The following is a 25,846-nucleotide window of genomic DNA, read 5'->3' as shown; positions in this document are numbered from 1 at the left end:
CAACAATGGCTCATAATATTAAACCTGGTGTTGCTACCGGCGATGAAGTTCAGGAAATTTTCAGATACGCAAAAGAAAAAGGATTTGCGCTTCCGGCGGTAAATGTTACAGGTTCAAGCACCATCAATGGCGTTCTTGAAACTGCGGCAAAACTAAAAGCACCGGTAATCATTCAGTTTTCTAATGGTGGAGCGGCTTTTAACGCAGGTAAAGGCTTGTCTAATGCCAATGAAAAAGCAGCCATTGCTGGCGGAATTGCAGGTGCAAAACACGTGCATACATTAGCCGAAGCTTACGGAGCAACTGTCATTTTACATACCGACCATTGTGCTAAAAAATTATTGCCTTGGCTTGACGGATTGTTGGATGCCAGTGAAAAACACTTTGCCGAAACTGGAAAACCATTGTTCAGCTCGCACATGATCGATTTGTCTGAAGAACCGCTTCACGAGAATATTGAAATCTGCAAGCAATACCTTGAAAGAATGAGCAAAATGGGCATGACCCTTGAAATCGAACTTGGCATTACAGGTGGTGAAGAAGACGGCGTTGACAACTCAAACGTAGACCATTCGGCTTTATATTCTACTCCGGAAGATGTGGATTATGCATTTACCGAATTGAATAAAATCAGTCCGCGTTTTACCGTTGCAGCTGCTTTCGGAAATGTTCACGGCGTTTACAAACCAGGAAATGTAAAATTGACACCGACTATTTTAAGGGATTCTCAGGATTACATCCAACAAAAACACAACCTTGAGAAAAATCCGGTTGATTTCGTTTTCCACGGCGGATCAGGTTCTACAATCGAAGAAATTCGCGAAGCAATCAGATACGGCGTCATCAAAATGAACATCGATACCGATTTGCAGTTTGCTTTCACAGAAGGAATCCGCGATTATATGGTTAAAAACATCGACTACTTGAGAACACAGATCGGAAATCCTGATGGCCCGGAAGCACCAAACAAAAAACATTACGATCCAAGAAAATGGGTTCGTGAAGGTGAAGTGACATTCAACACGCGTTTGGAGCAGGCTTTCGCCGATTTGAACAATGTGAATACTCTATAATAACATTTATACAATTGGCCACTGACGATCTTTTAATTGTCGCTGGCCAATTATTAATTACAGATATATGGCTTGGTTTAAAAGAACTCAAAAGGGAATTACCACCGCAACAGAAGATAAAAAAGATGTTCCGAAAGGTTTGTGGTATAAATCGCCAACCGGAAAGATCATCGATGCCGATGAATTGGCCAGAAACTTATACGTTAGCCCCGAAGACGGTTTTCATGTAAGGATTGGAAGCAAGGAATATTTTGAGATTTTGTTTGACAACAACGAATTTATAGAGTTGGACAAAAACATGACTTCAAAAGATCCGTTGCATTTTGTCGACACCAAAAAATATTCCGACCGTTTGAAAGACGCGATGGAAAAAACCAAACTCAAAGATGCCGTCCGCACCGGAGTTGGAAAATCAAAAGGAAAAGATTTGGTCATTTGCTGTATGGATTTTGCCTTTATCGGCGGATCTATGGGCGCAGTCGTGGGTGAGAAAATTGCACGTGGGATCGACCATTCGATCAAAAACAACATGCCGTTTGTGATGATCTCCAAATCAGGTGGCGCGCGTATGATGGAAGCCGCTTATTCCTTGATGCAGTTGGCAAAAACATCAGCAAAACTGGCACAATTGGCCGATGCTAAAATTCCGTACATTTCGTTGTGTACCGATCCTACCACCGGAGGAACAACCGCATCTTATGCCATGTTGGGCGATGTAAACATTTCAGAGCCAGGTGCTTTGATCGGCTTTGCAGGCCCAAGGGTTGTGAAAGATACGACAGGAAAAGATTTGCCCGAAGGTTTCCAGACTGCCGAATTTGTATTGGAACACGGATTTTTAGATTTCATTACGCCAAGGAAAGAGCTAAAAGACAAGATCAATTTGTATTTGGATTTGATTTTAAATCAGCCGCTTAGATAAATATAAAGCCCCATTTTTAGATGGGGCTTTTTTATATTTATATACAATCCATAAATCGGATTATAAATTAATTAGCTGTAATCACGCAATCTCCATTGCTTTGTATAGCCCAAGACACAATCGCTCCTGTACTGGTTGTAAAGCTGGAAGGATTTGCTCTTCCAATATTATGTGTTGCACCAGGACCTGCATATATGTCGGCAGATGTCCAATAGGTATATTTAGCTCCAAGAACAGCATTCGGAATTTGGATGCCATAAGTAGACAATACATAGGAGGCTGAATAAAGAAAACTACCCGAACTGCTAAACACATACCAATTTGGAATGTTGTTCGTTGTTGGAGTGGCATTTACAACGTCTGTATAACTAATGGTTGACATTGGACCCACAGGTATTGGAGTTCCGGGCGCAACTTTGTTTCCAACGATCGTGAAATTTCCGGAAGGCCCTTCAGCCGCATAAATATATTGTATGTAAAAGGTCGTACTTGTATTATTGGTGAAGATCAATTTGTGCGACGATCCACTTGGAGCAGCATTAACAACCGGGCCGGTCGCAGGTTGTTTATTTAAAGCATTTGACGCTGACTTTGCATTGGCCTCATTGCTGGCGGTGTCACTATCATTTGAGCAAGAAATAAGCGCATTGGAAAAGGTTGCAAGAATAACAATCGTTAAAGTATAGATGATTTTTTTCATTTTAAATATTTAATATTAGTGAAACACAAAAGATAAAATAATTCTAAATTTTCTGCGGGAGCCGGCACCTCTAGTTTCAACTTTCCCAATTAATATTTTACAATTCCATATCTTAATTTTAAGTTATTAAAAGATCAGTTTACGTTAATTACACAGTCACCATTGCTTTGCACTACCCAGCTTACTGTTATTCCATTAACCTGAAAACTAGTTGGATTAGACCTCCCTATAAAATTGGAAGGAGCTGCCGTTCCTGGGATAAATACATCAGCACCCGTCCAATACGTATATTTTACACCCAACTGCGCAGATGGATTCTGTATACCATAATTGGCTAATGTATATGCAGCAGTTTGGGTGGAAATTGCGGGAGGATTAGTTGTATTGTTTGTAATTGTCCATTGTGGGATGCTGTAACTACTTGGAACTGCAGTTACAAAATCTACATAAGTAATTGTTGACATTGGACTTACTGTGATAGGCGTTCCTTCTTTCTTAGCTATTTTATAATTTCCTGCGGGTCCTTCTGCCGCATAAATAAACGGAATATAAAACGTAGTATTTGTATTGTTGTTAACAACCAGTTTGTGTGAATTTGGAAGCGGGGCATTTACAATCGGTCCTGTTCCACCCGATAATTTATTCAGGTTTGCAACTGAAGATTTGGCATTGGTTTCATTATTTGTCATCTCGCTGTCATTTGAGCAAGAAATTAAGACATTTGAAAAAACTGCAAGTATTATAATGCTTAAGGTAATGATGATTTTTTTCATATTATGCGGTGTTTTTAATTGGTTGGAGCCAAGTACACTTAACATATATTGTTAAGCTTTTCAACTCAGGAATAAAATTTTAGGGATTTCTGCAAGAATCATTACCTGCTGTAATGGATTTCTTCAATTCTTTGAGTCGATTCTATCCCATATGCAGCTTCATTTAAATTAATAACGTTACAGAACTATATGAAAATAAAGGCAAAGCACACAAAGCCCTGATTTAAAATATATTAAGATAAAATTAAAAGAAATGAAGTTACGGTTAACGGATGGAAAAAAAAGTTATAAACAATCAGATAAAGACTACATTCCTGTTCGAATAGCTTCCACCGGATCCAATCTAGAGGCCGAAATCGCCGGCAGAATTCCTGAGATCAATCCGATAATTGTTGCAAGCGAAGTTCCAAGAAGTATATTTCCAAGACTCAGCACGAATTCAAAATCGAGTACATTGGTCATCACAAGCGCAATGATCCAAACCAGCAATAATCCGATCATTCCGCCAATGACAGATAAAATCATGGCTTCGAATAAAAACTGGTATAGGATAAATTTGTTTTTTGCGCCAAGCGATTTTTGGATGCCAATCAGGTTCGTGCGTTCTTTCACCGAAACGAACATGATATTCGCGATCCCAAATCCGCCAACGAGTAATGAAAATAAGCTAATTCCCCAGCCGATCATTTTCATCTGCCCGACAATATTATCGATCATATCGGTAAAACCGGATAAAATATTGATGAAAAAATTATTGATTTCCTGAGATTTCACCCCACGAAAATTGCGAAGTTTTTGAGCAATGTTGCCTTTTAACTCTTCGATGTCAGCACCTTTTTCAGGCTTGATCAAAATAACGGGAAGCATCGATTCATTGTTGTCGCCATAAATCTTCCGAAGGAAATTAGATGAAATAAAAGCCGAAGTGTCATTGCTGTCACCGATTCCCAAAGTCATTCCCTGTTTTTTGGTAATGCCGATGACTTGAAAACGGCGTCCGTACAAACGCACCATTTTTCCAATCGGGTCGATGTCGCCAAAAAGGCCTTTCGCCACTTCATAGCCAAGAACAACTACTGCTGAACCTGAATTTGATTCCGACTCATTAAAAAAACGACCTTCTGAAAGTTCGAGCCGCTGAATGTCTGCAAATTCATAAGTCACTGCAACGATATTCACATCGGTAACATCATTAGTCTCATATTTAAAACTTTCGTGCTGCGTAAAAAACTGGAAGCAAGAATTTTCAACATTATTCAGGTTTTCCTTTAGATATTGGAATTCTTCATAATTCACTTTCGGAAATTGCTCGCGTTTCCATTCCGGAACTTCAGTTGGCCCAAACGACTGGCTCGTCAGGAAAATCGTATTTTTATCCAAAGTACTCAAATCTGCCTTGATTTTCCTGTCAAGCGAATTCACCGCAGTAAGCACCGCAATAATCGAGAATATCCCAATGGTAACGCCAAGCAGCGACAAAACCGTTCGCAATTTATTATTCCGCAGCGCATTCATCGCAAACGTAAAACTTTCCTTGAGCAAGCGCAGGTAGACGACCATAGTGTGTTTTTTGCTCTTCAAATTTAAGACATTCGACTGCAAAAGCGCACATCGTTATCAAAAAAAATCAACAACCGTCGGGCGCAATCCTTGTGATGTTGATAAACGTTTTTCCATCGAATGTAAAAGCGCCGCCAGAAGTGCCGATCCAGAGTTTTCCATCCTTGTCTTCTAAAATACTTTGAACATATTTATTCGGAAGTCCGTCTTTTTCGATATAATTTGCAAACGATTTTCCGTCATAGCGCGTCAATCCGCCGCCTGCGCTTCCAATCCAGAGATTTCCGGCTTTGTCTTCTGAAATCGTCCAGACAAAATTATTTTTGAGTCCGTTGTTTTCTGTAAAATTTTCAAATGCTTTTCCGTCGTAACGGCTCATACCGCCAAATCGGGTCCCAAACCATAGGTTTCCAGTTTTATCCTGCATAATGCATTGCACAAAATTGTCACAAAGGCCGTCTTTCTCCGAAAAATTGACGAGCGATTTTCCGTCAAAACGATAGGCGCCATTGCCATTGGAACCAAACCAGATGTTTCCGGCAGCATCCTGAAAAATGCTGTTGATTAATTTTGAAGCCGGATATGCGTTTGGAGATTTCGAAAGATCGGCTTCGGGAACGGCAAAATTTACAAACGATTTTCCGTCGTAGCACGAAACACCGCCTTCCGTGCCAATCCAAAGCTTACCTGAATTGTCTTTTAAAATGCTCCAGACCTGATTGTTGGGCAATCCGTCTTTTGTGGTAAAATTCGTGAATTGATTTCCGTCGTAAAGCGTTACCCCATTATTTGTTGCAAACCAAATCTGATTGCTTTCATCCTGCACAATGCCTCTGACAATTTCGCCACCAAAACCACTGCGCAAATCTGTCGGCGAAAAATACACATAGTTTTTTCCGTCAAAACGGCACACGCCATCACCGTTGGTGCCAAACCAGATATTTCCGTCCTTATCCTGAACCATCCGTCGGATGTACTGGCTGATCTGAACAACCGGTTTCGGCATTGGCCCATAAACCGTCGGTGCCGACCAGGCCATGTTTTTTGTTTGGACTGTTTGATCGGAAATTTGCGCTTTTGGCTGCCCGTTGCACGAAGACACAAAAACGAACACAAAGATCAGATGGAGTTGGAAAATAGTTTTCATATTGCTGTTTATTAGATATTTATAACCACGCAAACCTACACGTTCTTACGCTGGACATCCGCAACATCGGTGTAAAAAGAAATGTAAATTTTGTAAAATTTTTCAGAAACAGGGCCACATATTCGAAAAAAGCTGGACTTTTGAAATATGAAAATCAGATATGCATTCTTTTTATTTGCGGTTTTTTTGCTCGGTGGATTTTATTTTCTGATCAAAACAAAAAACAAAGCCGATTATAATTTGGCAAAACGCGAAATCGAAATCAGGAAAATCGGTGATGCGATTTTGCTTCAGGCTGGCGATAGCACTTCACGCGTATTGCCAGTAAAGAAGCTTTCGGACAAATCATACGAATTGCAATTCGAGAAGAAATTTGCCATCGAACCCAATGCGCTTGTGGCCATCATCCGGAAAACATTTGCCGAAAGCAATGATACAGATTACATCGTAAATGTTTTGGATTGCGACCACCATGAAGTCGTTTATGGATATGATGTTTCTAATCGTGAAACAAAAACCGCCACTCCGTGTTTGGGCCGCAACCTGCCTTATGGGTGTTATATGGTGTACATCAAATTTCGGGAAACTGCTCCGGATCTTAAAAAAGAAGCTGTTTCAATCTCGCTATTGGCCGTCATACTGTTTTTCCCTTTGATTGTTTTCCACTTTCGCAAAAAGAAAATGCAACCTGGGAAACTTATAAATTCCAATCAAACCATTAGCATTGGAGCCATCCTTTTTGATGTTGAAAAAAAGCATCTTATTACAACTGAAAAAACGATGAATCTAACGACAAAAGAAAACAGGCTGCTGTTAATATTTGCAGAAAATCCGAATGAAACCATCGACAGAAGCAGGTTGCAAAAAGAAATCTGGGAAGACGACGGCATTATCGTTGGCCGAAGTCTTGATGTTTTTATCTCAAAACTCCGAAAAAAATTAGAATCGGATGTTTCCGTTCAGCTCATAAACGTTCATGGCAAAGGGTACAAACTGCAAATTAAGAGTGTTGTTGATTAACCGTTGTATTGTCTGATTTTTATTGGCAAAAAGTCCAAAAATTTTAAAAAAACCAAGACTTTGTTCGGTAGAAAAAAACTACTTTTGCGGCTTCATACACAACTACAAAAATGAGCACAACAAAAATCATCAAATCAGCGCTGATCTCGGTCTTTTCAAAAGACGGGCTGGAGCCAATTGTTCGCAAACTACACGAACAAAACGTTACTTTTTATTCTACCGGGGGAACCGAGGAATTCATAAAAAATTTAGGAATTCCTGTAGTTCCAGTTGAAGACGTGACTTCGTATCCGTCGATTTTGGGCGGACGTGTCAAAACATTGCACCCGAAAATATTCGGCGGCATTTTAAACCGACAAGACCACGAAGGCGATGTGCAGCAAATGGAAGAATACAATATTCCGCAGATTGACCTTGTCATTGTCGACTTATATCCATTTGAAAAAACAGTGGCTTCGGGCGCATCAGAGGCTGATATCATTGAAAAAATCGATATTGGTGGCATTTCTTTAATCCGCGCGGCAGCGAAAAATTTTAAAGACACCGTAATCGTGGCTTCGGTAGACCAATATTCCCAATTATTGGATTTAATTTCCGAGCAAAACGGCGCGTTGACATTGGAAAACAGAAAAGCGTTTGCAACGAAAGCATTCCACGTTTCGTCCCATTATGATACTACGATTTTCAATTATTTCAACACCGACGATACTTTTTACAAAGAAAGCATTGCGAACGGACAGGTTTTAAGATATGGCGAAAATCCACACCAAAAAGGATTTTTCTTCGGGGATTTTGATGCGATGTTTACCAAATTGCACGGAAAGGAGTTGTCATACAACAATTTATTGGATGTTGATGCCGCCGTAAATTTAATCGCCGAATTCAAAGACAACGACCCGACTTTTGCGATTTTAAAACACAATAATGCTTGCGGATTGGCGACAAGAAGCTCGATGAAACAAGCTTATTTGGATGCTTTGGCCGGAGATCCGACATCGGCATTTGGCGGCGTTTTAATTGCAAATGGAAATATCGACGCAGCAACTGCCGAGGAAATCAACAGTTTATTTTGCGAAGTTGTGATCGCACCTTCATACGATGATGAAGCGGTGAAAATATTAGAACAAAAGAAAAACAGGATTATTTTAATCCAGAAAGATGTCGAACTTCCTCAAAAACAGGTTCGAACCGCTTTAAACGGATTTTTAGTCCAGGATAAAAACAAAGTCACCGACAATAAAGGCCACTTAAAAACCGTTACCAACACAGCCCCGACTGCCGAAGAAATTGAAGACTTATTATTTGCATCTAAAGTTTGCAAGAACACCAAATCGAACACGATCGTTTTTGCAAAAAACCGCACCTTGATCGCTTCCGGAACCGGACAAACATCACGTGTCGATGCGTTGAACCAGGCGATTGAAAAAGCAAATACTTTTCATTTTGATTTGCATGGCGCGGTGATGGCGAGCGACGCATTTTTCCCTTTTCCGGATTGTGTGGAGATCGCAAAAAATGCCGGAATTACAGCCGTAATCCAGCCCGGCGGATCGATAAAAGACCAATTGAGTATTGACTATTGCAATGAAAATAAAGTTGCGATGGTATTTACCGGAACGCGTCATTTTAAACATTAATTTGTTTAACTTTGTGCGTTAAAAATTTATAACAATTTAAACCCTTAAAAGACTTATGGGATTTTTTGATTTCATGACCGAGGATATTGCGATAGACCTTGGTACCGCCAACACGCTGATCATTCATAATGACAAAGTCGTGATCGACAGTCCGTCGATAGTTGCCCGTGATCGCGTATCCGGCAAAATCATCGCCGTTGGTAAGGAAGCCAACATGATGCAGGGTAAAACACATGAAAACATCAAAACCATCAGGCCTTTGAAAGATGGGGTTATTGCCGATTTTGACGCTTCTGAAAAGATGATCTCCATGTTTATCAAAAGCATTCCGGCATTGAAAAAAAGGATGTTTACGCCTGCCCTTCGCATGGTTGTTTGCATTCCGTCCGGAATTACGGAAGTGGAAATGCGCGCCGTAAAAGAATCCTGTGAGCGCGTCAACGGAAAAGAAGTGTACTTAATTCACGAGCCAATGGCCGCAGCGATTGGTATCGGAATCGACATCATGCAGCCAAAAGGAAACATGATTGTTGATATCGGTGGTGGAACTACAGAAATTGCAGTGATCGCTTTGGGCGGAATCGTTTGTGACAAATCGGTGAAAATTGCCGGTGACGTTTTCACGAATGATATCGTTTATTATATGAGAACGCAGCACAACTTATTTGTTGGGGAAGCGACTGCAGAAAAAATCAAAATTACCATCGGAGCTGCTTTAGAAGAACTCGAAACGCCTCCAGACGAAATGTCGGTTCAAGGCCGTGACCTTTTAACAGGAAAACCAAAACAGGTTGACGTTTCATACAGAGAAATCGCGAAAGCGTTAGATAAATCGATCCAGCGTATTGAAGATGCGGTTATGGAAACTTTATCACAAACGCCACCAGAATTGGCAGCAGATATTTACAATACCGGAATTTATCTTGCCGGCGGTGGATCAATGCTTCGTGGACTCGACAAACGCATCTCCCAAAAAACAGACCTTCCGGTTTACATTGCCGAAGATCCGTTAAGGGCCGTTGTTCGCGGAACCGGAATGGCCTTGAAGAACATTCCTAAATTCAGAAGCATTTTAATCAAATAGCAGATTTTTAATTTTTCGGAAACGGTTTTATTGTTGGATTTCGTCCAAAATAAAAAAGGCGTACTGATCCCTGAACACTAAAAAAAAATGCAGCAAATATTTAATTTTATATTTAAAAACAGCCATCGATTGCTGTTTTTGCTGCTTTTGGGAATTTCGTTAGTCTTGACCGTTCAGGCGCATTCGTTTCATAGAAGCAAAGTCATTTCTTCTGCGAATTTCCTTACAGGCGGCGTGTATGAACAGATCAATTCATTTAGTGAATACTTGCGTTTGAAAGACCAGAATGAAGAACTCGCGATAGAAAATGCAAGACTAAAAAGTTTGTTATTCAACGCAAAAGATACCACTTCCATCCCGAAAATCGACAGCATCAAAGGTGTGGATAAAGTCAACATCATCGTTTCAAAAGTCATCCACAACTCATATAATTCACAGGAAAATTACCTGACGCTTAACAGTGGTTCCGCAGCCGGAGTGCAACCTGATATGGGCGTCGTGAACAGTGCGGGAATCGTCGGAATTATCGACAAAACTTCAAAAAACTATGCAACGGTTTTAAGCATCCTGAATGTGAAATCGCAGATTAATGCAAAAATCAAAAAATCAAACCATTTTGGCTCTTTAGTCTGGAACGGGAAAAGCACGGGATTTGTTCAGTTAATTGATATTCCAAGGCTGGCTTCAGTTAGAAAAGGCGACACCATCGTAACCGGTGGACAATCGGTGATTTTTCCTGCAAATATCGGAATTGGAACAATTGATAAAATTTACATCGACAACCAAACGAATTATTACACTTTGAACATTAAATTGTTCAACGACATGACCAATCTTGGACATGTATACATCATCAAAAGTAAAGACCGTGAAGAAGTGTTGAATTTAGAGAAAAAAGAAAATGAATAGTGCCGTATTGGTCAATATCGCCCGGTTTATTTTGCTGCTTGCGGCACAAATCCTCATTTTCAACAACATCAACTTTTTGGGATACATCAATCCGTATCCATACATGCTGTTCATCATTTTATATCCGGTAAACGGAAACAAATACGGACTCTTGCTTGCGAGTTTCTTCCTGGGAATTATTATGGATATGTTCTGCAATTCCGGCGGCGTACATGCGGCTGCCTGCGTTGTCCTGGCTTTCTGCAGGCCTTACATCTTTAAGTTTTCATTCGGGTTGAGTTATGAATACCAAACGGTTCGGCTGAATGATGTTCTAACGCCCGAAAGGTTTTCATTCATTTTAATTGCCGTTGTCATCCACCATTTCGTATTGTTTTTACTAGAGATTTTTAAGCTCAATTTCCTGCCGGAAATCTTACTAAAAACCTTACTCAGCACCATTTTCACCATCATTCTTTGCATCACGATCATCTACATTATTAAGCCAGGGAAACGATGAGAAAAGTATTATTGCCGACCATCATAATTGTTGCAACGATCTTGCTGATTTTGAGGCTGTTTTACCTTCAGGTGATCGATGACACGTTTAAATTAAAATCAGACAACAACGCGATCAAGATCCAGTATGATTATCCGGAGCGCGGTTACATTTATGACCGAAACGGGAAATTAATGGTTGCGAATCAGCCATCTTATGACATCATGGTGATTCCGCGCGATCTGAAAAACATCGATACGCTTGAATTTTGCCATTTGCTGAATATCAAAAAAGAGGATTACATCCGGATCATTGCGAAAGCAAAAGTATACAGTCCGCGACTTCCTTCGGTTTTCTTACCGCAATTAAACAAAGCCGAATTTGCTGCCTTTCAGGAAAAGATCAGGAAATTCCCTGGATTCTACATTCAGAAAAGATCGTTACGTGATTATCAGGTGAAATTCGGGGCGAATGTCTTCGGATTTATCACACAGGCCAGCGAAGGAACTGTAAAGAAAAATCCATACTATCTCAGCGGGGATTTGCTTGGAAAACAAGGTGTTGAAGAAAGCTACGAAACCGTCTTGCGCGGAATCAAAGGCGTAAAATACATCCAGAAAGACAAATACAACCGCGAAATCGGCTCCTATAAAGAAGGAAAATTCGATACGATTGCCGTTCAGGGCGAAGATATTAATTTAACAATTGATGCGGTTTTACAGCAATATGGTGAAGAATTAATGATTAACAAGCGTGGCGGAATTGTAGCGATCGAACCAAAAACCGGAGAAATCCTGGCTTTGGTAACCGCACCATCTTACGATCCATCGATATTGGTCGGAAGACAGCGTTCGAAAAATTACACGATGCTGTACCGCGATTCGATTGCAAAACCTTTATATGACCGCGGTTTATTGGCAGAATATCCGCCAGGATCGCCATTCAAAATTCTCACCGGATTGATCGGTTTGCAAGAAGGCGTCATCGATGAAAATACGGCTTTTGTCTGCAACCACGGTTTCAGTTATGCACGCGGAAGATTTATGAAATGCCACTGTCACGGCGGCGTGATGCAGTTGCACCGTGGAATTTACGAATCCTGCAACACCTATTTTGCCAGCACTTACATGCGCACGATCAATAAATTCGTTCGCCCGGCTGATGGTGTCGATGTGTGGAGCGGCCATTTAAAAAGTTTCGGCCTGGGCCAATTCATGGGCTATGATTTGCCTACGGGCAGAAAAGGAAAAGCGCCAACATCCAAAACTTACAAACGCATTTACCCTAATGGCGGCTGGAGAAGCACAGCTATTGTTTCGAACTCGATCGGACAAGGAGAAGTATTAATGACGCCGATTCAATTGGCCAACATGATGGCGGCCGTAGCGAATCGTGGTTTTTATTATACGCCTCACATCATCAGGAAAATCGAAGGCGAAAAAATCGATAAAAAATTCACAACCAAACACGTAACGACAGTCAACCATAAATATTTCGAACCTGTCGTTTCCGGATTATTTGACGTTTACAATAAAGGAACGGCGCATGCTTTACAAGTAGAAGGCATCGAAATTTGCGGTAAAACCGGAACTGCTGAAAACTTTGCGAAAATCAACGGAAAACGCGTCAAACTTCAGGATCACTCGATTTTCGTAGCATTTGCGCCAAAAGACAATCCGAAGATTGCTATCGCAGTATTCGTAGAAAACGGTTATTGGGGCGCGCGTTGGGCCGGACCGATTGCGAGTTTGATGATCGAAAAATACATTCGTGGAAAAATCACACGCACCGACCTTGAAAAACGCATGCTCGAAGGCAGCCTTCAGGGCGAATATGCAAAATATACCGGCAAGAAAGAAACCGACAGCCTTTTGCTGTCAAAGCCTGAATTGACAAAATCGGCAGCGCAAAAGCCGGATGATGCCGAAACTGAAAACTAATGAAAAACCAAAGCGTCAAAAGCAACCTCGACTGGATCAGCGTCATTTTGTACATCCTTTTGGTACTGATGGGCTGGTTCAACATCTATTCGTCATCGCTATCGACCGGTGAGGAAACTGCTATTTTTGACCTGAGCCAATTTTACGGCAAACAGCTGATGTACATTGCATTAACGATTCCGTTGATCATTATCATCCTATCCGTTGACGGAAAATTCTACGAAAAATTCTCAAGTATTATTTTTGGGGTTGCACTATTATCGCTCGCAGGATTGTTTGTTTTTGGAAAAACGGTAAAAGGACAAGCCAACTGGTATTCATTTGGGTCTTTCGGAATCCAGCCCGCAGAGTTTGCAAAAGCCGCAACCGCATTGGCTTTAGCCAAATATTTAAGCGACGTGCAGGTCAATTTAAAAGATGTCAACCGGCAAATACAAGCGCTGGGAATCATCTTTTTACCCGTGATTTTAATTATTCCGCATGATCCCGGAAGTGCCTTGATCTATGCGATGTTCGTACTCGTATTGTACCGCGAAGGTTTGCCGGCATGGTACTTATGGACCGGATTTATCGCCATAATTCTATTTGTATTGTCATTGGTTTTCGAACCCTGGGCCGTCATTTTAATGGCCATTGTCGTGATTGCACTTGTGTATTTAAGAAGCAGGCTCGTTGACCGGAATATTGTCGCCAGCGCAATCGTATTGGTCCTTTGTTCGGGTTTTGTATTTTCTGTAGATTACATTTTTGACAACGTTTTCAAGCAGCACCACCGAGACCGTTTCAACATTTTGCTTGGAAAGGAAGTCGATATGAAAGGCATCGGATACAATACAAACCAATCTGAAATCGCCATAGGATCAGGCGGCTGGTTGGGAAAAGGGTTTCTCGAAGGCACACAAACCAAAGGCGGTTTCGTTCCCGAACAACACACCGATTACATCTTTACAACGGTTGGCGAAGAATGGGGATTTTTAGGCTGTATGGTTGTGATCGCCTTATTTTTAGCGCTCATTTTCAGGATCATTTACCTTTCTGAACGACAGAAAACCAAATTCAGCCGCGTGTATGGTTATTGTGTCGCAGGCGTTTTATTCATCCACTTTTTCATCAATATCGCAATGGTTGCAGGGATTTTCCCTACGATTGGTGTGCCGCTTCCGTTCTTTTCCTACGGTGGATCGGGACTTTGGGGATTTACGATCTTGCTGTTCATATTCCTCAAAATGGATGCAAATAAAGTTAATGAATGGTAGGTTTTTATTTTTTCAGGAGCTTTTTCCCGCTTTCGGCTTTATCTCTCCGCTGCGCTGCGAGGATACCGCCTCAATCGGGGCTAGTTAAAACTCCACGCTTTGTAATCGGCATTTTTCTCCAGATCATTTTCAATGGCATCATCAAGCTGGGGAAAGAAATCAATTCCAGTCAGCTGTTCGATCCGGTCAATCGGAACTACAAATTGATACAAAGGTTTTTCACTATCCGCATGCGGAACCAAAAAACCGATCATCTTGTATTTTCCATGGTCTTCGTCTAATAACACTTTATAAAAATACTCCGGAACGGCAACATCTTCTTTGCCAATGGTCTTTAATCTGTCATTCAACACACTGCCGGTAATGATATAAATTCCGTCATATTTTTGAGCCCAGAAGCGCACTTTCTGTTCGAGCCTGTTCCAGATCCCGCTATTAAAATCATGCTTTTGCGGTGCAATATTAGACGTATAAAAAGTCTCTTCAAACGCTGTTTTAGAAAATTTCCGATCTGCTGCCGGAGACAAATGCCCTTTGTCATAGCCTGATTTTTTATAATTGCGCCAATCGGCAGAACCTGTTTTTATTTCTGGATCTTCAATAAAAATCGGCCTTTTATAGTTGAACGACATCAATTCGGATGGTTTTAATTGATAAGCAACCCATTCCGATTCCTCAAATTTTTCATTGTAAGACAGCGTAAACCCTGTATGTACAACAATCTGATTCGTCGTAGAAGTTGGTAAAAAGTGGAATATTTCCTTATTTTCCAGATTTTCGGCGGTTGTATGATCTCCACTTTGATCCAATTTAATATTCTCTTCATAATCAGCTGTTTTGCAATATAAAAATATCACAACACCGCATATCATAAGGAATCCGATACCTGTTGGCTTGCGAATTTTCATCATCTTTTGTAACATCTGTTAAAACTTCTGGAATAATTGTTGTTAAATTCGCCGCGGCTGAAAAGCCACATGTCAAACCAAAAACAAACATAACATGAAAACTAAACTAATTTTTACAATGATGTTGCTTTGCGCAGCCCAATTATTTTATGCACAGCAACCACAGTTTCAATATGTATCTTCAGCAAAAAATGATTCCATCTCTGCCCAAACAAAAAGAAATTGAAGCATTAAAAACAGCGATGACACCAATAGAACCAACAGCAAAGGAAACAGAAATCACGCAAAAAGAAGCTGAAGAAAAAGCAGCCGCAGTATTGAAAGAGCAAAAGGAAATGGCGAAGCAGCAAAAGAAGCTGGAAGACGAACAAAAGCAATTCTAGAAAAAACAGGAAAAGATTGCTTCAGCGGAAAAAGACCTCACGAAAGCCCAAAGCAAATTGACCGATAACCAGAAAAAATTATCAAAATCAAAAGGAAAATTTGACAGCAAAAGGGCAAAAGGAAAACTGACGCCAATTGAGATCGAAGAACAAAAAATCGAGATCAACAAGCAGAATATCAAGGTTCAGGAATTGGAAGGAGCAGTTCAAAAACGCCAATCAGAATTAGAAAAACAAAGAGGATAAATAAAAAAAGCCACCGATTATTATGGTGGCTTTTTTTATGCCTTATAAAATGTTAGGACTTGATCAGGCTTTCTTTTTTCACTTTCGTAACGACATTTTTTTTGGCGTCGCCTGTTGGCTGCAAATCATCAAGAATGTTGATCGCTTCTTCCACATAAATGTCTTTAGACAACGATTCGTGCCACCTGTCGCGTTTTTCTTTTAGCACCGCATCATTTTTCATTGCTTCATTTTCGTAAGGAAGTGAAGAGAATTTAAGCGAATTTTGGTAGTCTGCAATCGACTTGTACTTTTTGGCTTTTTCCTCAATTGCATTCTGTTCTGCTTTGAATTTATCAATATTTAAGCTGTACACATTCTCTTTATTTCTTTCGTCAATCCATTTGGCATTCTCATCGATTAGCTTGAATTTGGCATTTTCGGCCACACGTTTTTTACTGTTGTCGATGGCTTTGTCAAAATTGGTTTGCTTGTCCCAGAAATTGAATACTGCAGGATCGATCTTATCATAAGGCATGGCGTTGTCAATATCTCTTTCACCCATTTTTAAGTAAGCGTAACGGTCCGGAATTGCAACATCGCTGCTCACGCCTTCGAGTTGTGTAGAACCGCCGTTGATCCTATAAAATTTCTGGGTTGTCGTTTTCAACGCACCAAGGTCGCCCATCGTGCTTCCCCTTACAAACTGGTTCAGGTCGATGACATTTTGAACGGTTCCTTTTCCGTAGGTTTGCTTGCTTCCGATAATGATTCCACGACGGTAATCCTGGATCGCGGCGGCAAGGATTTCAGATGCTGAAGCAGAGAAACTGTTTACCATAACGACCAATGGACCATCCCACTGGATTTTTTTATCTTTATCTGAAAGCACTTCTTTTTTGAGTCCGGCTGATTTTACCTGTACGATCGGTCCGTCGGCGATGAACAAACCGGCAATATCAACTACGGTTTTTAACGAACCGCCGCCATTGTCGCGAACATCCATGATGATTCCCTGTACGCCTTCTTTTTTAAGGCGCTCTACTTCGATCGCAACATCTTTTCCTGCATCGCGCCCATCATTATTTTCAAAATCAATGTAGAATTTCGGCAGGTAAATAATCCCATACTTGATTCCGTTTTTCTCGACCACACTTGATTTGGCGTAAGTTTCTTCAATTTCAACAATGTCACGGATCAAGGAAATTACTTTGATCGTTCCGTCTACTTTTTTAACGGTTAAACGCACTTCAGTACCTTTTGGGCCTTTGATCTTTTTGACGACATCATCAAGGTGCATCCCAACGACATCAACCGGCTCGTCTTTTCCCTGTGCCACTTTCATGATCACATCGCCTGCCTCAAGCTGTTTGTCGCGCCATGCCGGACCTCCCGAAATCAATTCAGAGATTTCAGTATAATCATTTTTCTTTTGGAGGCGCGCCCCGATTCCTTCGAGTTTTCCGCTGATACTAACATCGAAACGCTCTTTTTCATCAGGTGCAAAATAATTTGTGTGCGGATCAAATCTTGAGGAAATGGCATTTACATAAACAGAAAACCAATCGTTCTGATCCAGGTCATTGATGAAATCGAAATATTCATTCAATGATTTTAGCGAGCTGTCGCGGGTTTCTTTTTCAAGCTGTGCGTAGGTTTTCGGTGGAGAATTGTCTTTCAGTTCTTCTTTCGTAGGGTCAAGCTTTGGGGACTTTTTAAGCTCGTCTGCCGATTTTTTTGCTTTGTCAGAAACGACACCGTTTTTCTTGTCTTCTTCGAGTTTCAATTTGTCTGTCAAAGAAGAAAGCGTAGACAATTTGATTTGTTTGCGCCATTTTTCTTTGAGCTCTGCAGTCGTTTTTGCGAAAGGCAGCTTCTCATAATCGGTGTTGAAATCTTCCTGAACGGAGTAATCGAAAGGCTTTGCAAGGATGTCTTTGTAAAAGCTTTTGCTTTCGGCGATTCTTTTGATCAAACGGTCGTAAGTCAAATTGAAAAAAGCAAGGTCTTTATTTTTGATCTGGTCGTCGATCTGCGTTTCATATTTCGCGAATTCATCGATATCCGATTGCAGGAAAAAACGCTTTGACGGATCAAGCGCTTCGATATAATCTTTATAAACTCCTTTTGAGAATTTGTCGTCGATAGCCACGGGATCATAATGTCCGCGTTCGATCACAAAGGTTAGTAATTCGAGCAGCAGTTTGTCTTTTTCGGGATCGCCTTCTGCCTTTTTTGGCACAAAGCTCCACAAAGCCACCGACAGTACGGCGACGACAAGTAAAATTTTATAATTCCTTTTCATAAATTTAATTATAGCATTCATTAAAATTTTTGGACTAAATTAAACAAAAAAGCAGGCTGCGACTCGTGCGAGGGGCTAATTTTTTGTTAAAGATGCTAATGTAGCAACTTCATTTTAAAATTGCTTATTTTTGTGTCAAATTTATAATTGTAAACTGCTTGATTTTTGTTCAGATTTGAATTGAAAGACCAATGCCCTAGCCCTGATTACAGTGGAAATCCTTTTTGTTTTATTGGCATTTTTCTGTCAAAAACAGAACATTCCAAACAAAAAGATTGAAACGGAAAGCAGGAAAAAGCTCCTAAAAAAATAAAATTACATGCCTCATAAACCTTTGATTTTAGTGACCAATGACGATGGAATTACCGCACCGGGAATACGCGCGCTGGTTGAAGTGATGTCGGAAATTGGCGAAGTCGTCGTTGTAGCGCCGGACAAACCGCAAAGCGCGACCGGACATGCGATAACGATCAACAACACTTTATATTTAAACCGGATTTCTGCTGAAAATGCGGCGATAACCGAATACAGCTGCTCTGGAACGCCGGTAGATTGTGTGAAATTTGCAGTGAATGAGATCCTGAAACGCAAGCCTGATTTGTGTGTTTCTGGCGTAAACCATGGTTCAAATTCGTCGATTAATGTGATTTATTCGGGAACGATGAGTGCGGCGGTCGAGGCTGGAATTGAAGGCATTCCTGCGATTGGATTTTCGCTTTTGGATTATGATTGGAATGCTGATTTTGAGCCAGTGAAATCGTTCATCAAAAAAATCGCGCTCGAAACACTTGAAAAAGGTTTGCCTCCAGCGACGGTTTTAAATGTGAATTTTCCGAAACTTTCCGAGAAAAACATCAAAGGACTTAAGATCTGCCGCCAGGCAAAAGCGATGTGGATCGAGAAATTTGACAAGCGCGTGACGCCGCAAGGCAAGGATTATTACTGGCTTACCGGCGAATTTGTAAACCAGGACAAAGGTGAAGATACTGATGAATGGGCACTCGAAAATGGCTACATTTCCGTCGTTCCGGTGCAGTTTGACATGACGGCGCACCATGCGATAATGGAATTAAACACATGGAATTTAAATGAGAAAAATTGATTTATTGATAGGCGCTTTGATCGCATTTGCGGCGGCGGCCATTGGTGCGTTGTTATTTGTCGCCATTTTTACCGAATACGCTTTCATTCAGGGCTTGCAGATCATCAAATCGCAAGGGAATCTTGGGAAAGTCATTACGCTGGGCGCAGTTCTAAACATCGCTATTTTCTTTTTGCTTTTGAAGAATAACAAAGAACTCATGGCGCGTGGTGTGGTTTTAGGGACTATTTTACTGACGATAATTACGCTTTTCGTTTAAGACTGAATTATGAAATACTACATTATTGCGGGCGAAGCTTCGGGCGATTTGCACGGATCAAATTTAATGAAGGCATTGTATGCGAAAGATCCGGAAGCCAATATCAGGTTTTGGGGCGGGGATTTGATGCAGCAAGCCGGCGGAACATTGGTCAAACATTATCGTGAACTGGCTTTTATGGGTTTTATCGAAGTCATATTCAACCTGAAAACGATCCTGAACAATATTGAGATCTGTAAAAAAGACATTGCGGAATTTCAGCCCGATGCAATCATTTTCATTGATTATCCCGGATTTAACATGCGGATTGCGAAATGGGCCAAAGCGCTTCGTATTCCGACACATTATTATATTTCGCCCCAAATTTGGGCGTGGAAAGAAAACCGCATTGCGGCGATCAAACGCGATTTTGATAAATTGTATGTGATCTTGCCGTTTGAAAAAGATTTTTATGAAAAGAAACACGGATTTCCGGTGGAGTTTGTCGGGCATCCGCTAATTGATGCGATCCATTCGAGAATAGAAACCGATCACGCCACTTTTGCGAAGGAAAATAATCTCGATGAACGGCCGATCGTAGCGATTTTGCCGGGAAGTCGGAAACAGGAAATTTCGAAAATGCTTTCCGTGATGCTAAGCGTTGTTAAGGATTTTCCGGATTACCAATTTGTGATTGCGGGCGCTCCGAGCCAGGAATATTCTTTTTACGAATCCTTTCTTAAAGATAAAAACGTAAAGTTTATTTCGAATAAAACGTATGATTTGCTGAGCCATTCGAGTGCGGCTTTGGTCACTTCGGGAACGGCGACGCTTGAAACCGCTTTGTTTAAAGTCCCTGAAGTCGTTTGTTACAAAGGAAGTTGGGCATCTTACCAAATTGCAAAGCGCATCATTACGCTCAAATACATCTCATTGGTCAACCTGATTATGGATAAAGAAGTAGTCACCGAATTGATCCAGGAGGACTGTAGCAAGAAAAATATTACAAACGAACTAAAAAAATTACTCGATCCGGCTTACCGTAAAAAACTCCTTGCAGATTACGATGAACTCGAGCAAAAACTGGGCGGAACAGGCGCAAGTGAAAAAACGGCAGGCCTAATTATAAGAAGTTTAACAAAATAACGTTCTCAATTGTTATACGATTAAACGTAAATTTTGCATAAATTTGTAAAAAACCAAATCTTTTGAAACAGATCACTTACTTAATCCTGTTGCTGATTGCGGTCGTTAGTTGCAAACCAACGTCGAATATCATCACTTCGAAAACAGAAGCAGAAAAAAGAGGCGTGTATAAAACGCCCGAAAACAGAAGAATTGTTGCTAAGGCAAATTCGACAAATGCTATTCCATCAAGAAATATCGTTAAGATTTCTGAACCTAAGAAAACCAGCAAAAAAGCGATCATCAATGACAAAAACGATGATGACTACGAAATTACTGCAGAGAATTCTTCTTATTTGGTCAGACAACTCATCAATACCGCTTCACAAAATTTAGGCGCGAATTACCGTTCAGGCGGCACAACCCCGGAAGGTTTTGATTGCTCGGGTTTGATGTACAGTACTTTTAAAAAGTTTGACATTTCGTTGCCAAGATCTTCAAATGACATGGCAAAAATCGGGACAAAGCTCGACAATGACGAAATCCAGAAAGGCGATCTAATTTTCTTTAAAACCAATGGAAAAAGTGTGATCAACCACGTTGGAATGGTGACTGAGGTTTCGAGTGACGAGATCAAATTCATTCATTCCTCGACTCAAAAAGGTGTAATCATTTCTTCTACGAAAGAAGCTTATTATGGGCGCACTTTCGCTCAGGCCAACCGCATTCTGGTGAATTAATTTCCCCTTATAACCTTTTATTTGAAATCGATTTTGTTATTTGAATCAAAATAATTAAATTCGGTTTTGAAAGTTTGCGTCGTAGTTCACTATGACTCAAAACATATCCGCCAAATAATCTTTTATCCGCCATGAAACACTTCAAACCACTATTGGATTTGCGTGATTTTTTGGATTAATCAATACTTAGCTTATGAAAGTATTGCATTTTCCATTGTCGAAAATCACGATCTGCTTTATGGCAGGAATTTTGGCATGCTATTATTTGAAGCCTGAATTTTGGCTGATGCTAGCTATTTCCGGCACTGCATTCCTCCTTTTCGTCTTTTGTTATTTCTCTTCGGATAAAAATATTAAGCGAAACTTTTACTTTGGCCTTTCCACGTATTTGCTTTCGTTTGCGTTTGGTGCGGCGACACTTCAGGTTCATTCAGGTTACTTTCAACAAAGCAATTACATCCACCAGGTCAAAAATTCTGACAGCCATTTGCTGGAAATTGTTTTGCGGGAAAAACTCAAAAGTTCTGTTTACAAAGACCGTTACATTGCCATTGTAAAGAGAGTTGATCGTAAAAAAAGTTCAGGAAAGATTCTAATCAATTTTGACAAAGGACTTTCGAAATCATTTGTCATTGGAACAAATATTAAAATCAATGGAGAAGTCGTTCGCCACAAAACACCTTACAATCCCAACCAATTTGATTACGGGCAATACCTGACAGACAAATCGATTTTGGCGCAGATGTACGGAACTTCGCAAAATATTCTGGTTTCAAAATCCATTGACAAAGACGCCTTTTATTATTCGAATGCACTTCGGAACCGCATTTTAAAAAACCTGAAGAAAAGCATTGCCCCAAAAGAATTAAACGTTATTGCCGCTTTACTTTTGGGCCAGCAACAGGAGATTTCAAGCGATGTTTTACACGATTACCAATTTGCGGGAGCGATTCACATTTTGTCAGTTTCGGGTTTGCATGTCGGATTCATTATGATCTTCATGACGTTTTTGTTGAACTTCCTGCCGAAGAATCGTTGGACTTCCATTTTTAAATTAACGGCTGTAATCGGCTCGCTTTGGGGATTTGCTGTTTTAGCAGGATTGTCGCCGTCGGTGATTCGTTCAGTAACGATGTTTTCGTTTGTAGCGGTTGGATTGCACTTAAAGAGGAAAACGAATATTTTCCACACCTTGCTGGTTTCGCTGTTGCTGATCTTGGTTTTTGAACCTTCCTTTCTATTCGATGTTGGATTTCAGCTAAGTTATGTCGCGCTGTTTTTTATCCTTTGGCTGCAGCCGATTTTCTCAGATTTCTGGCAACCTGAGAATAAGATCATTAAATATTTCTGGGATATTTTGACGGTTTCATTCGCAGCGCAGATCGGCGCTTTTCCGTTAAGCGTTTATTATTTTCATCAGTTTCCTGGATTGTTTTTCGCGACCAATTTGATCATCATTCCGTTTTTGAGCGTGATTATGGCTGTTGGTGTTTTGGTAATGATTTTGGCTGTTTTCAATGCTGTTCCAGATTTCCTGGCGAAAACATTAGAATACACCATTGTCATTTTAAACAAAATCATCAATTGGGTTGCGTCATTCGATACTTTTGTCGTTCAGGATATCCCGTTTAATAAAGGAATGTTGGTTGCGCTATATTTTTTTTTAGTTGCTTTCTTTTTATGTTTCAGAAAACCGGATTCTAGAAAAATCACATTCGCATCTAGCGCTTTAATCTTATTCGTCGTTTCGTATTTTGCTACGATCAAAGTCAGCCAAAACCAAAAAGAATGGATCGTCTTTAATGCCAAACATTCGACTTTAATAGTTGCGCGAACAGGCAAAAATATTACGGTTTTCAGCAATGGCAAGATCCAAAACAACAACATTCTGAAATCTTATGCTGTGGCGAATTTTGCTCAGGTCACAAATCGACGACCTATCAAGAATATGGCTTATTTCAACAACCGAAAGATTTTAATCGTGGATAGCCTCGGACAATATCCTGAAAAAATTGCTCCGGATGTATTGCTTTTGCGCCAGTCTCCAAAAATAAATCTTGCCAGATTGTTACAACATTGTAAACCCAAAATGATCGTCGCCGACTGTAGCAATTACAAAAGTTACGTCGCACTTTGGAAGAAAACCTGTGCACAACAAAAAATCCCTTTCCACGCAATTGCAGAAAAGGGATTCTATAGATTGAATTAAAGTTATGATTTCAGGTGTACGATTTGCGAAATCAACGTTTCGTAAATCGTAAATCAAAAATTACTTTTTATTGGCCAGGATCTGATTCGCGCCTTCAAGCCATTTTGCTGGTCCACCAGCGACATAACCGGTACTTCCGAGTTGTGCCAGATTGGTTTTTCCATCTGTTTTTGTTGGCGTTGCAAACCAAACTGTCGGATAACCGCGCACCTGGAACATTTGCTGCAATTCGGCATTTTGCTTTTGGATTTCAGGTTGTTGTGGCGTTCTTCTTGGAAAATCGAGCTCTACCAAAACGACATTGTCTTTGGTCCATGCTGCAAATTCAGGCGTTTTTAATACTTCATTTTGCAATCTTATACACCAGCCGCACCAGTCGCTTCCGGTGAAAAACAGCAACAATGGCTTTTTTGTTTTTAATGATACTTTTGTAGCCGCTTCAAGATTGGTTTCCCAAACCAGTGGCTTTGCGGTTTGGGCCTGGGCTGTTGCCGAAGCCACTATGAGTACGAATGCGATAATAATCTTTTTCATTTTATTCAATTTTAAATTTAGAACGCGCTTTTTTCAAAAACTGTTCCTAAAATAATATTTTTATTTTACTTCCTGCATTAATTTTTTGACAAACGGCGAAATAACAATCAGAACCACTCCAGCAATCAGCGCATAAATGGCGAGTTGTTTGTATCCTTCGGCATATACGATCAATTTGTCGTAATTGGATGCATGCTTTGAAGCTCCGGCGATATTCGCACCGAGTAATCCGGCAAAGTATTGTCCGTAAGCGCTGGCAAGAAACCACATTCCCATAATGACCGCCTGAATTTTTTGCGGCGATAATTTTGTCATCGCCGACATTCCGATCGGAGATAAACACAACTCTCCAAAAGTAATTACGAACCAACCCATTGTAAAAATGCCAAGTGACGTAATGCCCTCTGCATTAGAGAAAAATTTGGTGTAATAAAAAACATAAAATCCTCCTGCCAAAAATAGAAATCCCAATCCAAATTTTACTACCGTATTTGGTTCAATTTTTCGCTTGGCCATCCATAACCAAATCAATCCAACAATAGCTGAAAAGGCAATGACAAAAAAGGAATTGGCAGAATTGTTTACGCCATTCGGACTCAACGGAACACCCAAAACTTCTTTATTGAGATTGTTTGCTGCAAACAGACTTAAAGATCCGCCACTTTGCTCGAAAAATGCCCAAAAGAAAATAGAGAAAATAATGAAAACCAATGCCGCAAGTAATTTTTTGTTTTCAACCACGGAAAAATTGCGCATTTCGAAAAACAAGTACAAGATCGAAGCCGGGCCAATTACCATCATGAAATAATCGGTATACTCTGTATTTGCAACCATGATGATAATGATTGGAACAATTAAAAGCGAACCCGCATAAGTTGCGATTTCCCATTTGTTGCGTTTTGACTTTTCAAAATGAGGCAATGGCGTGAGTCCGATTGGACCCAAACTTTTTTGTGTTTTCGTAAAGGTCAGCAGACTTACGATCATGACCACTGCAGCGAATCCGAAACCAACATTCCAGCGCAAATGTTCTGGCACCAAAGATTGCCACAACGAACCTTCTGCGACAGCGATACAGATATAACCACCAATCAAAGCACCAAGGTTCACGCCCATGTAAAAGAACGAAAATCCGGCGTCTCTGCGTGGATCATTGCCTTTGTACAACTGACCCACCATCGAGGAAATATTTGGCTTAAAAAAACCCGTTCCAACAATCGTGAAACCCAATCCAATAAAGAAAAAATTCTTTGGATCCAGCGAAAGGATGATACTGCCAACAATCATCAGCATGCCGCCCCAAAATAGCGATTTTCGAAGTCCTAAAATTTTATCAGCAAACAGTCCGCCGATAAATGTAAAAGCATAAACCCAGGCTTGGGTTGCACCATATTGCAAATTGGCCACCTCTTCATTCATTCCTAAGTGCCCAACCATAAAAACGACAAGCATGCCGCGCATTCCATAGAAACAAAAACGTTCCCACATCTCGCTAAAGAATAAATACCACAATTGTTTTGGGTATTTTCCTTTAAAATTCTGAATTTGTTCTAAATCGGTCAACGGTATTTGTTCCAT

General features: G+C 40.5%; 24 protein-coding genes. 16 read left to right on the top strand and 8 right to left on the bottom strand.

Annotated elements, in window-relative coordinates; all coding sequences use genetic code 11:
- Positions 1 to 5: 5 nt before the first annotated feature.
- A complete protein-coding gene (gene fbaA, locus BLS32_RS14790) occupies positions 6 to 1,073 on the top strand; it encodes a class II fructose-bisphosphate aldolase (protein ID WP_091397550.1) in 1,068 nt (355 codons plus the stop codon).
- Between the two features lie 67 nt (positions 1,074 to 1,140).
- Entirely contained in the window at positions 1,141 to 1,995 is an 855-nt protein-coding gene (gene accD, locus BLS32_RS14785; protein ID WP_091397547.1) for an acetyl-CoA carboxylase, carboxyltransferase subunit beta, read from the top strand.
- 67 nt (positions 1,996 to 2,062) lie between these two features.
- On the opposite strand, the gene BLS32_RS14780 is transcribed toward accD, so the two are convergent.
- From BLS32_RS14780 to BLS32_RS14765, 4 genes are all read right to left on the bottom strand, one after another.
- A complete protein-coding gene (locus BLS32_RS14780; RefSeq protein ID WP_091397545.1) occupies positions 2,063 to 2,695 on the bottom strand; it encodes a hypothetical protein in 633 nt (210 codons plus the stop codon).
- Positions 2,696 to 2,829: 134 nt separating this feature from the next.
- On the bottom strand, positions 2,830 to 3,468 hold the full coding sequence (locus BLS32_RS14775; protein ID WP_139171785.1) for a hypothetical protein: 639 nt from the start codon (positions 3,466 to 3,468) through the stop codon (positions 2,830 to 2,832).
- A 306-nt stretch (positions 3,469 to 3,774) separates the two neighbouring features.
- A complete protein-coding gene (locus BLS32_RS14770) occupies positions 3,775 to 5,028 on the bottom strand; it encodes an ABC transporter permease (RefSeq protein WP_091397540.1) in 1,254 nt (417 codons plus the stop codon).
- 67 nt (positions 5,029 to 5,095) lie between these two features.
- Positions 5,096 to 6,175 (bottom strand): ligand-binding sensor domain-containing protein, encoded by a 1,080-nt coding sequence (locus BLS32_RS14765; protein WP_091397537.1) that lies wholly within the window; start codon positions 6,173 to 6,175, stop codon positions 5,096 to 5,098.
- Positions 6,176 to 6,322: 147 nt separating this feature from the next.
- On the opposite strand from BLS32_RS14765, the gene BLS32_RS14760 reads away from it, so the two are divergent.
- The 7 genes from BLS32_RS14760 to rodA all read left to right on the top strand — a co-directional run bounded on the left by BLS32_RS14760 (position 6,323) and on the right by rodA (position 14,499).
- Positions 6,323 to 7,195, top strand: coding sequence for a winged helix-turn-helix domain-containing protein (locus tag BLS32_RS14760; RefSeq protein ID WP_091397534.1), 873 nt, complete (start codon positions 6,323 to 6,325; stop codon positions 7,193 to 7,195).
- A 110-nt stretch (positions 7,196 to 7,305) separates the two neighbouring features.
- On the top strand, positions 7,306 to 8,832 hold the full coding sequence (gene purH, locus BLS32_RS14755; RefSeq protein WP_091397531.1) for a bifunctional phosphoribosylaminoimidazolecarboxamide formyltransferase/IMP cyclohydrolase: 1,527 nt from the start codon (positions 7,306 to 7,308) through the stop codon (positions 8,830 to 8,832).
- A 55-nt stretch (positions 8,833 to 8,887) separates the two neighbouring features.
- Complete coding sequence (locus BLS32_RS14750) at positions 8,888 to 9,916, top strand: rod shape-determining protein (RefSeq protein ID WP_091397528.1); 1,029 nt, start codon at positions 8,888 to 8,890, stop codon at positions 9,914 to 9,916.
- A gap of 87 nt (positions 9,917 to 10,003) precedes the next feature.
- Entirely contained in the window at positions 10,004 to 10,825 is an 822-nt protein-coding gene (gene mreC / locus BLS32_RS14745) for a rod shape-determining protein MreC (protein ID WP_091397526.1), read from the top strand.
- Entirely contained in the window at positions 10,818 to 11,324 is a 507-nt protein-coding gene (locus tag BLS32_RS14740) for a rod shape-determining protein MreD (RefSeq protein WP_091397523.1), read from the top strand. The genes mreC and BLS32_RS14740 overlap by 8 nt, the downstream gene beginning before the upstream one ends.
- A complete protein-coding gene (mrdA, locus tag BLS32_RS14735; RefSeq protein WP_091397519.1) occupies positions 11,321 to 13,243 on the top strand; it encodes a penicillin-binding protein 2 in 1,923 nt (640 codons plus the stop codon). The genes BLS32_RS14740 and mrdA overlap by 4 nt, the downstream gene beginning before the upstream one ends.
- Positions 13,243 to 14,499, top strand: a complete 1,257-nt coding sequence (rodA, locus tag BLS32_RS14730; RefSeq protein WP_091397516.1) for a rod shape-determining protein RodA — start codon at positions 13,243 to 13,245, stop codon at positions 14,497 to 14,499. The genes mrdA and rodA overlap by 1 nt, the downstream gene beginning before the upstream one ends.
- 80 nt (positions 14,500 to 14,579) lie before the next feature.
- On the opposite strand, the gene BLS32_RS14725 is transcribed toward rodA, so the two are convergent.
- The gene (locus tag BLS32_RS14725) at positions 14,580 to 15,410 is read right to left on the bottom strand and encodes a DNA/RNA non-specific endonuclease (RefSeq protein WP_245699482.1); all 831 of its coding nucleotides are present in this window, start codon (positions 15,408 to 15,410) and stop codon (positions 14,580 to 14,582) included.
- Positions 15,411 to 15,598: 188 nt separating this feature from the next.
- Here BLS32_RS14725 and BLS32_RS14720 point away from each other — a divergent pair, with 188 nt between their 5' ends.
- Both BLS32_RS14720 and BLS32_RS14715 read left to right on the top strand, forming a co-directional pair.
- The gene (locus BLS32_RS14720) at positions 15,599 to 15,790 is read left to right on the top strand and encodes a hypothetical protein (protein WP_139171784.1); all 192 of its coding nucleotides are present in this window, start codon (positions 15,599 to 15,601) and stop codon (positions 15,788 to 15,790) included.
- Positions 15,791 to 15,847: 57 nt separating this feature from the next.
- Positions 15,848 to 16,036, top strand: coding sequence for a hypothetical protein (locus tag BLS32_RS14715; protein WP_091397511.1), 189 nt, complete (start codon positions 15,848 to 15,850; stop codon positions 16,034 to 16,036).
- A 52-nt stretch (positions 16,037 to 16,088) separates the two neighbouring features.
- Here BLS32_RS14715 and BLS32_RS14710 read toward each other — a convergent pair whose 3' ends face one another.
- A complete protein-coding gene (locus tag BLS32_RS14710) occupies positions 16,089 to 18,341 on the bottom strand; it encodes a carboxy terminal-processing peptidase (protein ID WP_091397509.1) in 2,253 nt (750 codons plus the stop codon).
- A 298-nt stretch (positions 18,342 to 18,639) separates the two neighbouring features.
- On the opposite strand from BLS32_RS14710, the gene surE reads away from it, so the two are divergent.
- The 5 genes from surE to BLS32_RS14685 all read left to right on the top strand — a co-directional run bounded on the left by surE (position 18,640) and on the right by BLS32_RS14685 (position 23,734).
- On the top strand, positions 18,640 to 19,422 hold the full coding sequence (surE, locus tag BLS32_RS14705) for a 5'/3'-nucleotidase SurE (protein ID WP_091397507.1): 783 nt from the start codon (positions 18,640 to 18,642) through the stop codon (positions 19,420 to 19,422).
- Positions 19,409 to 19,681: a hypothetical protein gene (locus tag BLS32_RS14700; RefSeq protein ID WP_091397503.1), complete on the top strand. Its 273-nt coding sequence runs from the start codon at positions 19,409 to 19,411 to the stop codon at positions 19,679 to 19,681. The genes surE and BLS32_RS14700 overlap by 14 nt, the downstream gene beginning before the upstream one ends.
- Positions 19,682 to 19,690: 9 nt before the next feature.
- Positions 19,691 to 20,806, top strand: coding sequence for a lipid-A-disaccharide synthase (gene lpxB / locus BLS32_RS14695; protein WP_091397500.1), 1,116 nt, complete (start codon positions 19,691 to 19,693; stop codon positions 20,804 to 20,806).
- 62 nt (positions 20,807 to 20,868) lie between these two features.
- On the top strand, positions 20,869 to 21,525 hold the full coding sequence (locus BLS32_RS14690) for a C40 family peptidase (protein WP_245699481.1): 657 nt from the start codon (positions 20,869 to 20,871) through the stop codon (positions 21,523 to 21,525).
- A gap of 286 nt (positions 21,526 to 21,811) precedes the next feature.
- Complete coding sequence (locus BLS32_RS14685; RefSeq protein ID WP_245699480.1) at positions 21,812 to 23,734, top strand: ComEC/Rec2 family competence protein; 1,923 nt, start codon at positions 21,812 to 21,814, stop codon at positions 23,732 to 23,734.
- 60 nt (positions 23,735 to 23,794) lie between these two features.
- Here BLS32_RS14685 and BLS32_RS14680 read toward each other — a convergent pair whose 3' ends face one another.
- Both BLS32_RS14680 and BLS32_RS14675 read right to left on the bottom strand, forming a co-directional pair.
- On the bottom strand, positions 23,795 to 24,268 hold the full coding sequence (locus BLS32_RS14680) for a thioredoxin family protein (protein WP_091397490.1): 474 nt from the start codon (positions 24,266 to 24,268) through the stop codon (positions 23,795 to 23,797).
- A gap of 60 nt (positions 24,269 to 24,328) precedes the next feature.
- Complete coding sequence (locus BLS32_RS14675; RefSeq protein ID WP_174799815.1) at positions 24,329 to 25,846, bottom strand: peptide MFS transporter; 1,518 nt, start codon at positions 25,844 to 25,846, stop codon at positions 24,329 to 24,331.

This window comes from Flavobacterium noncentrifugens (assembly GCF_900100375.1).
Lineage (GTDB): Bacteria > Bacteroidota > Bacteroidia > Flavobacteriales > Flavobacteriaceae > Flavobacterium > Flavobacterium noncentrifugens.
Note: the sequence above shows the minus strand (reverse complement) of the source record. Positions and strands in the feature narration are given on the sequence as shown.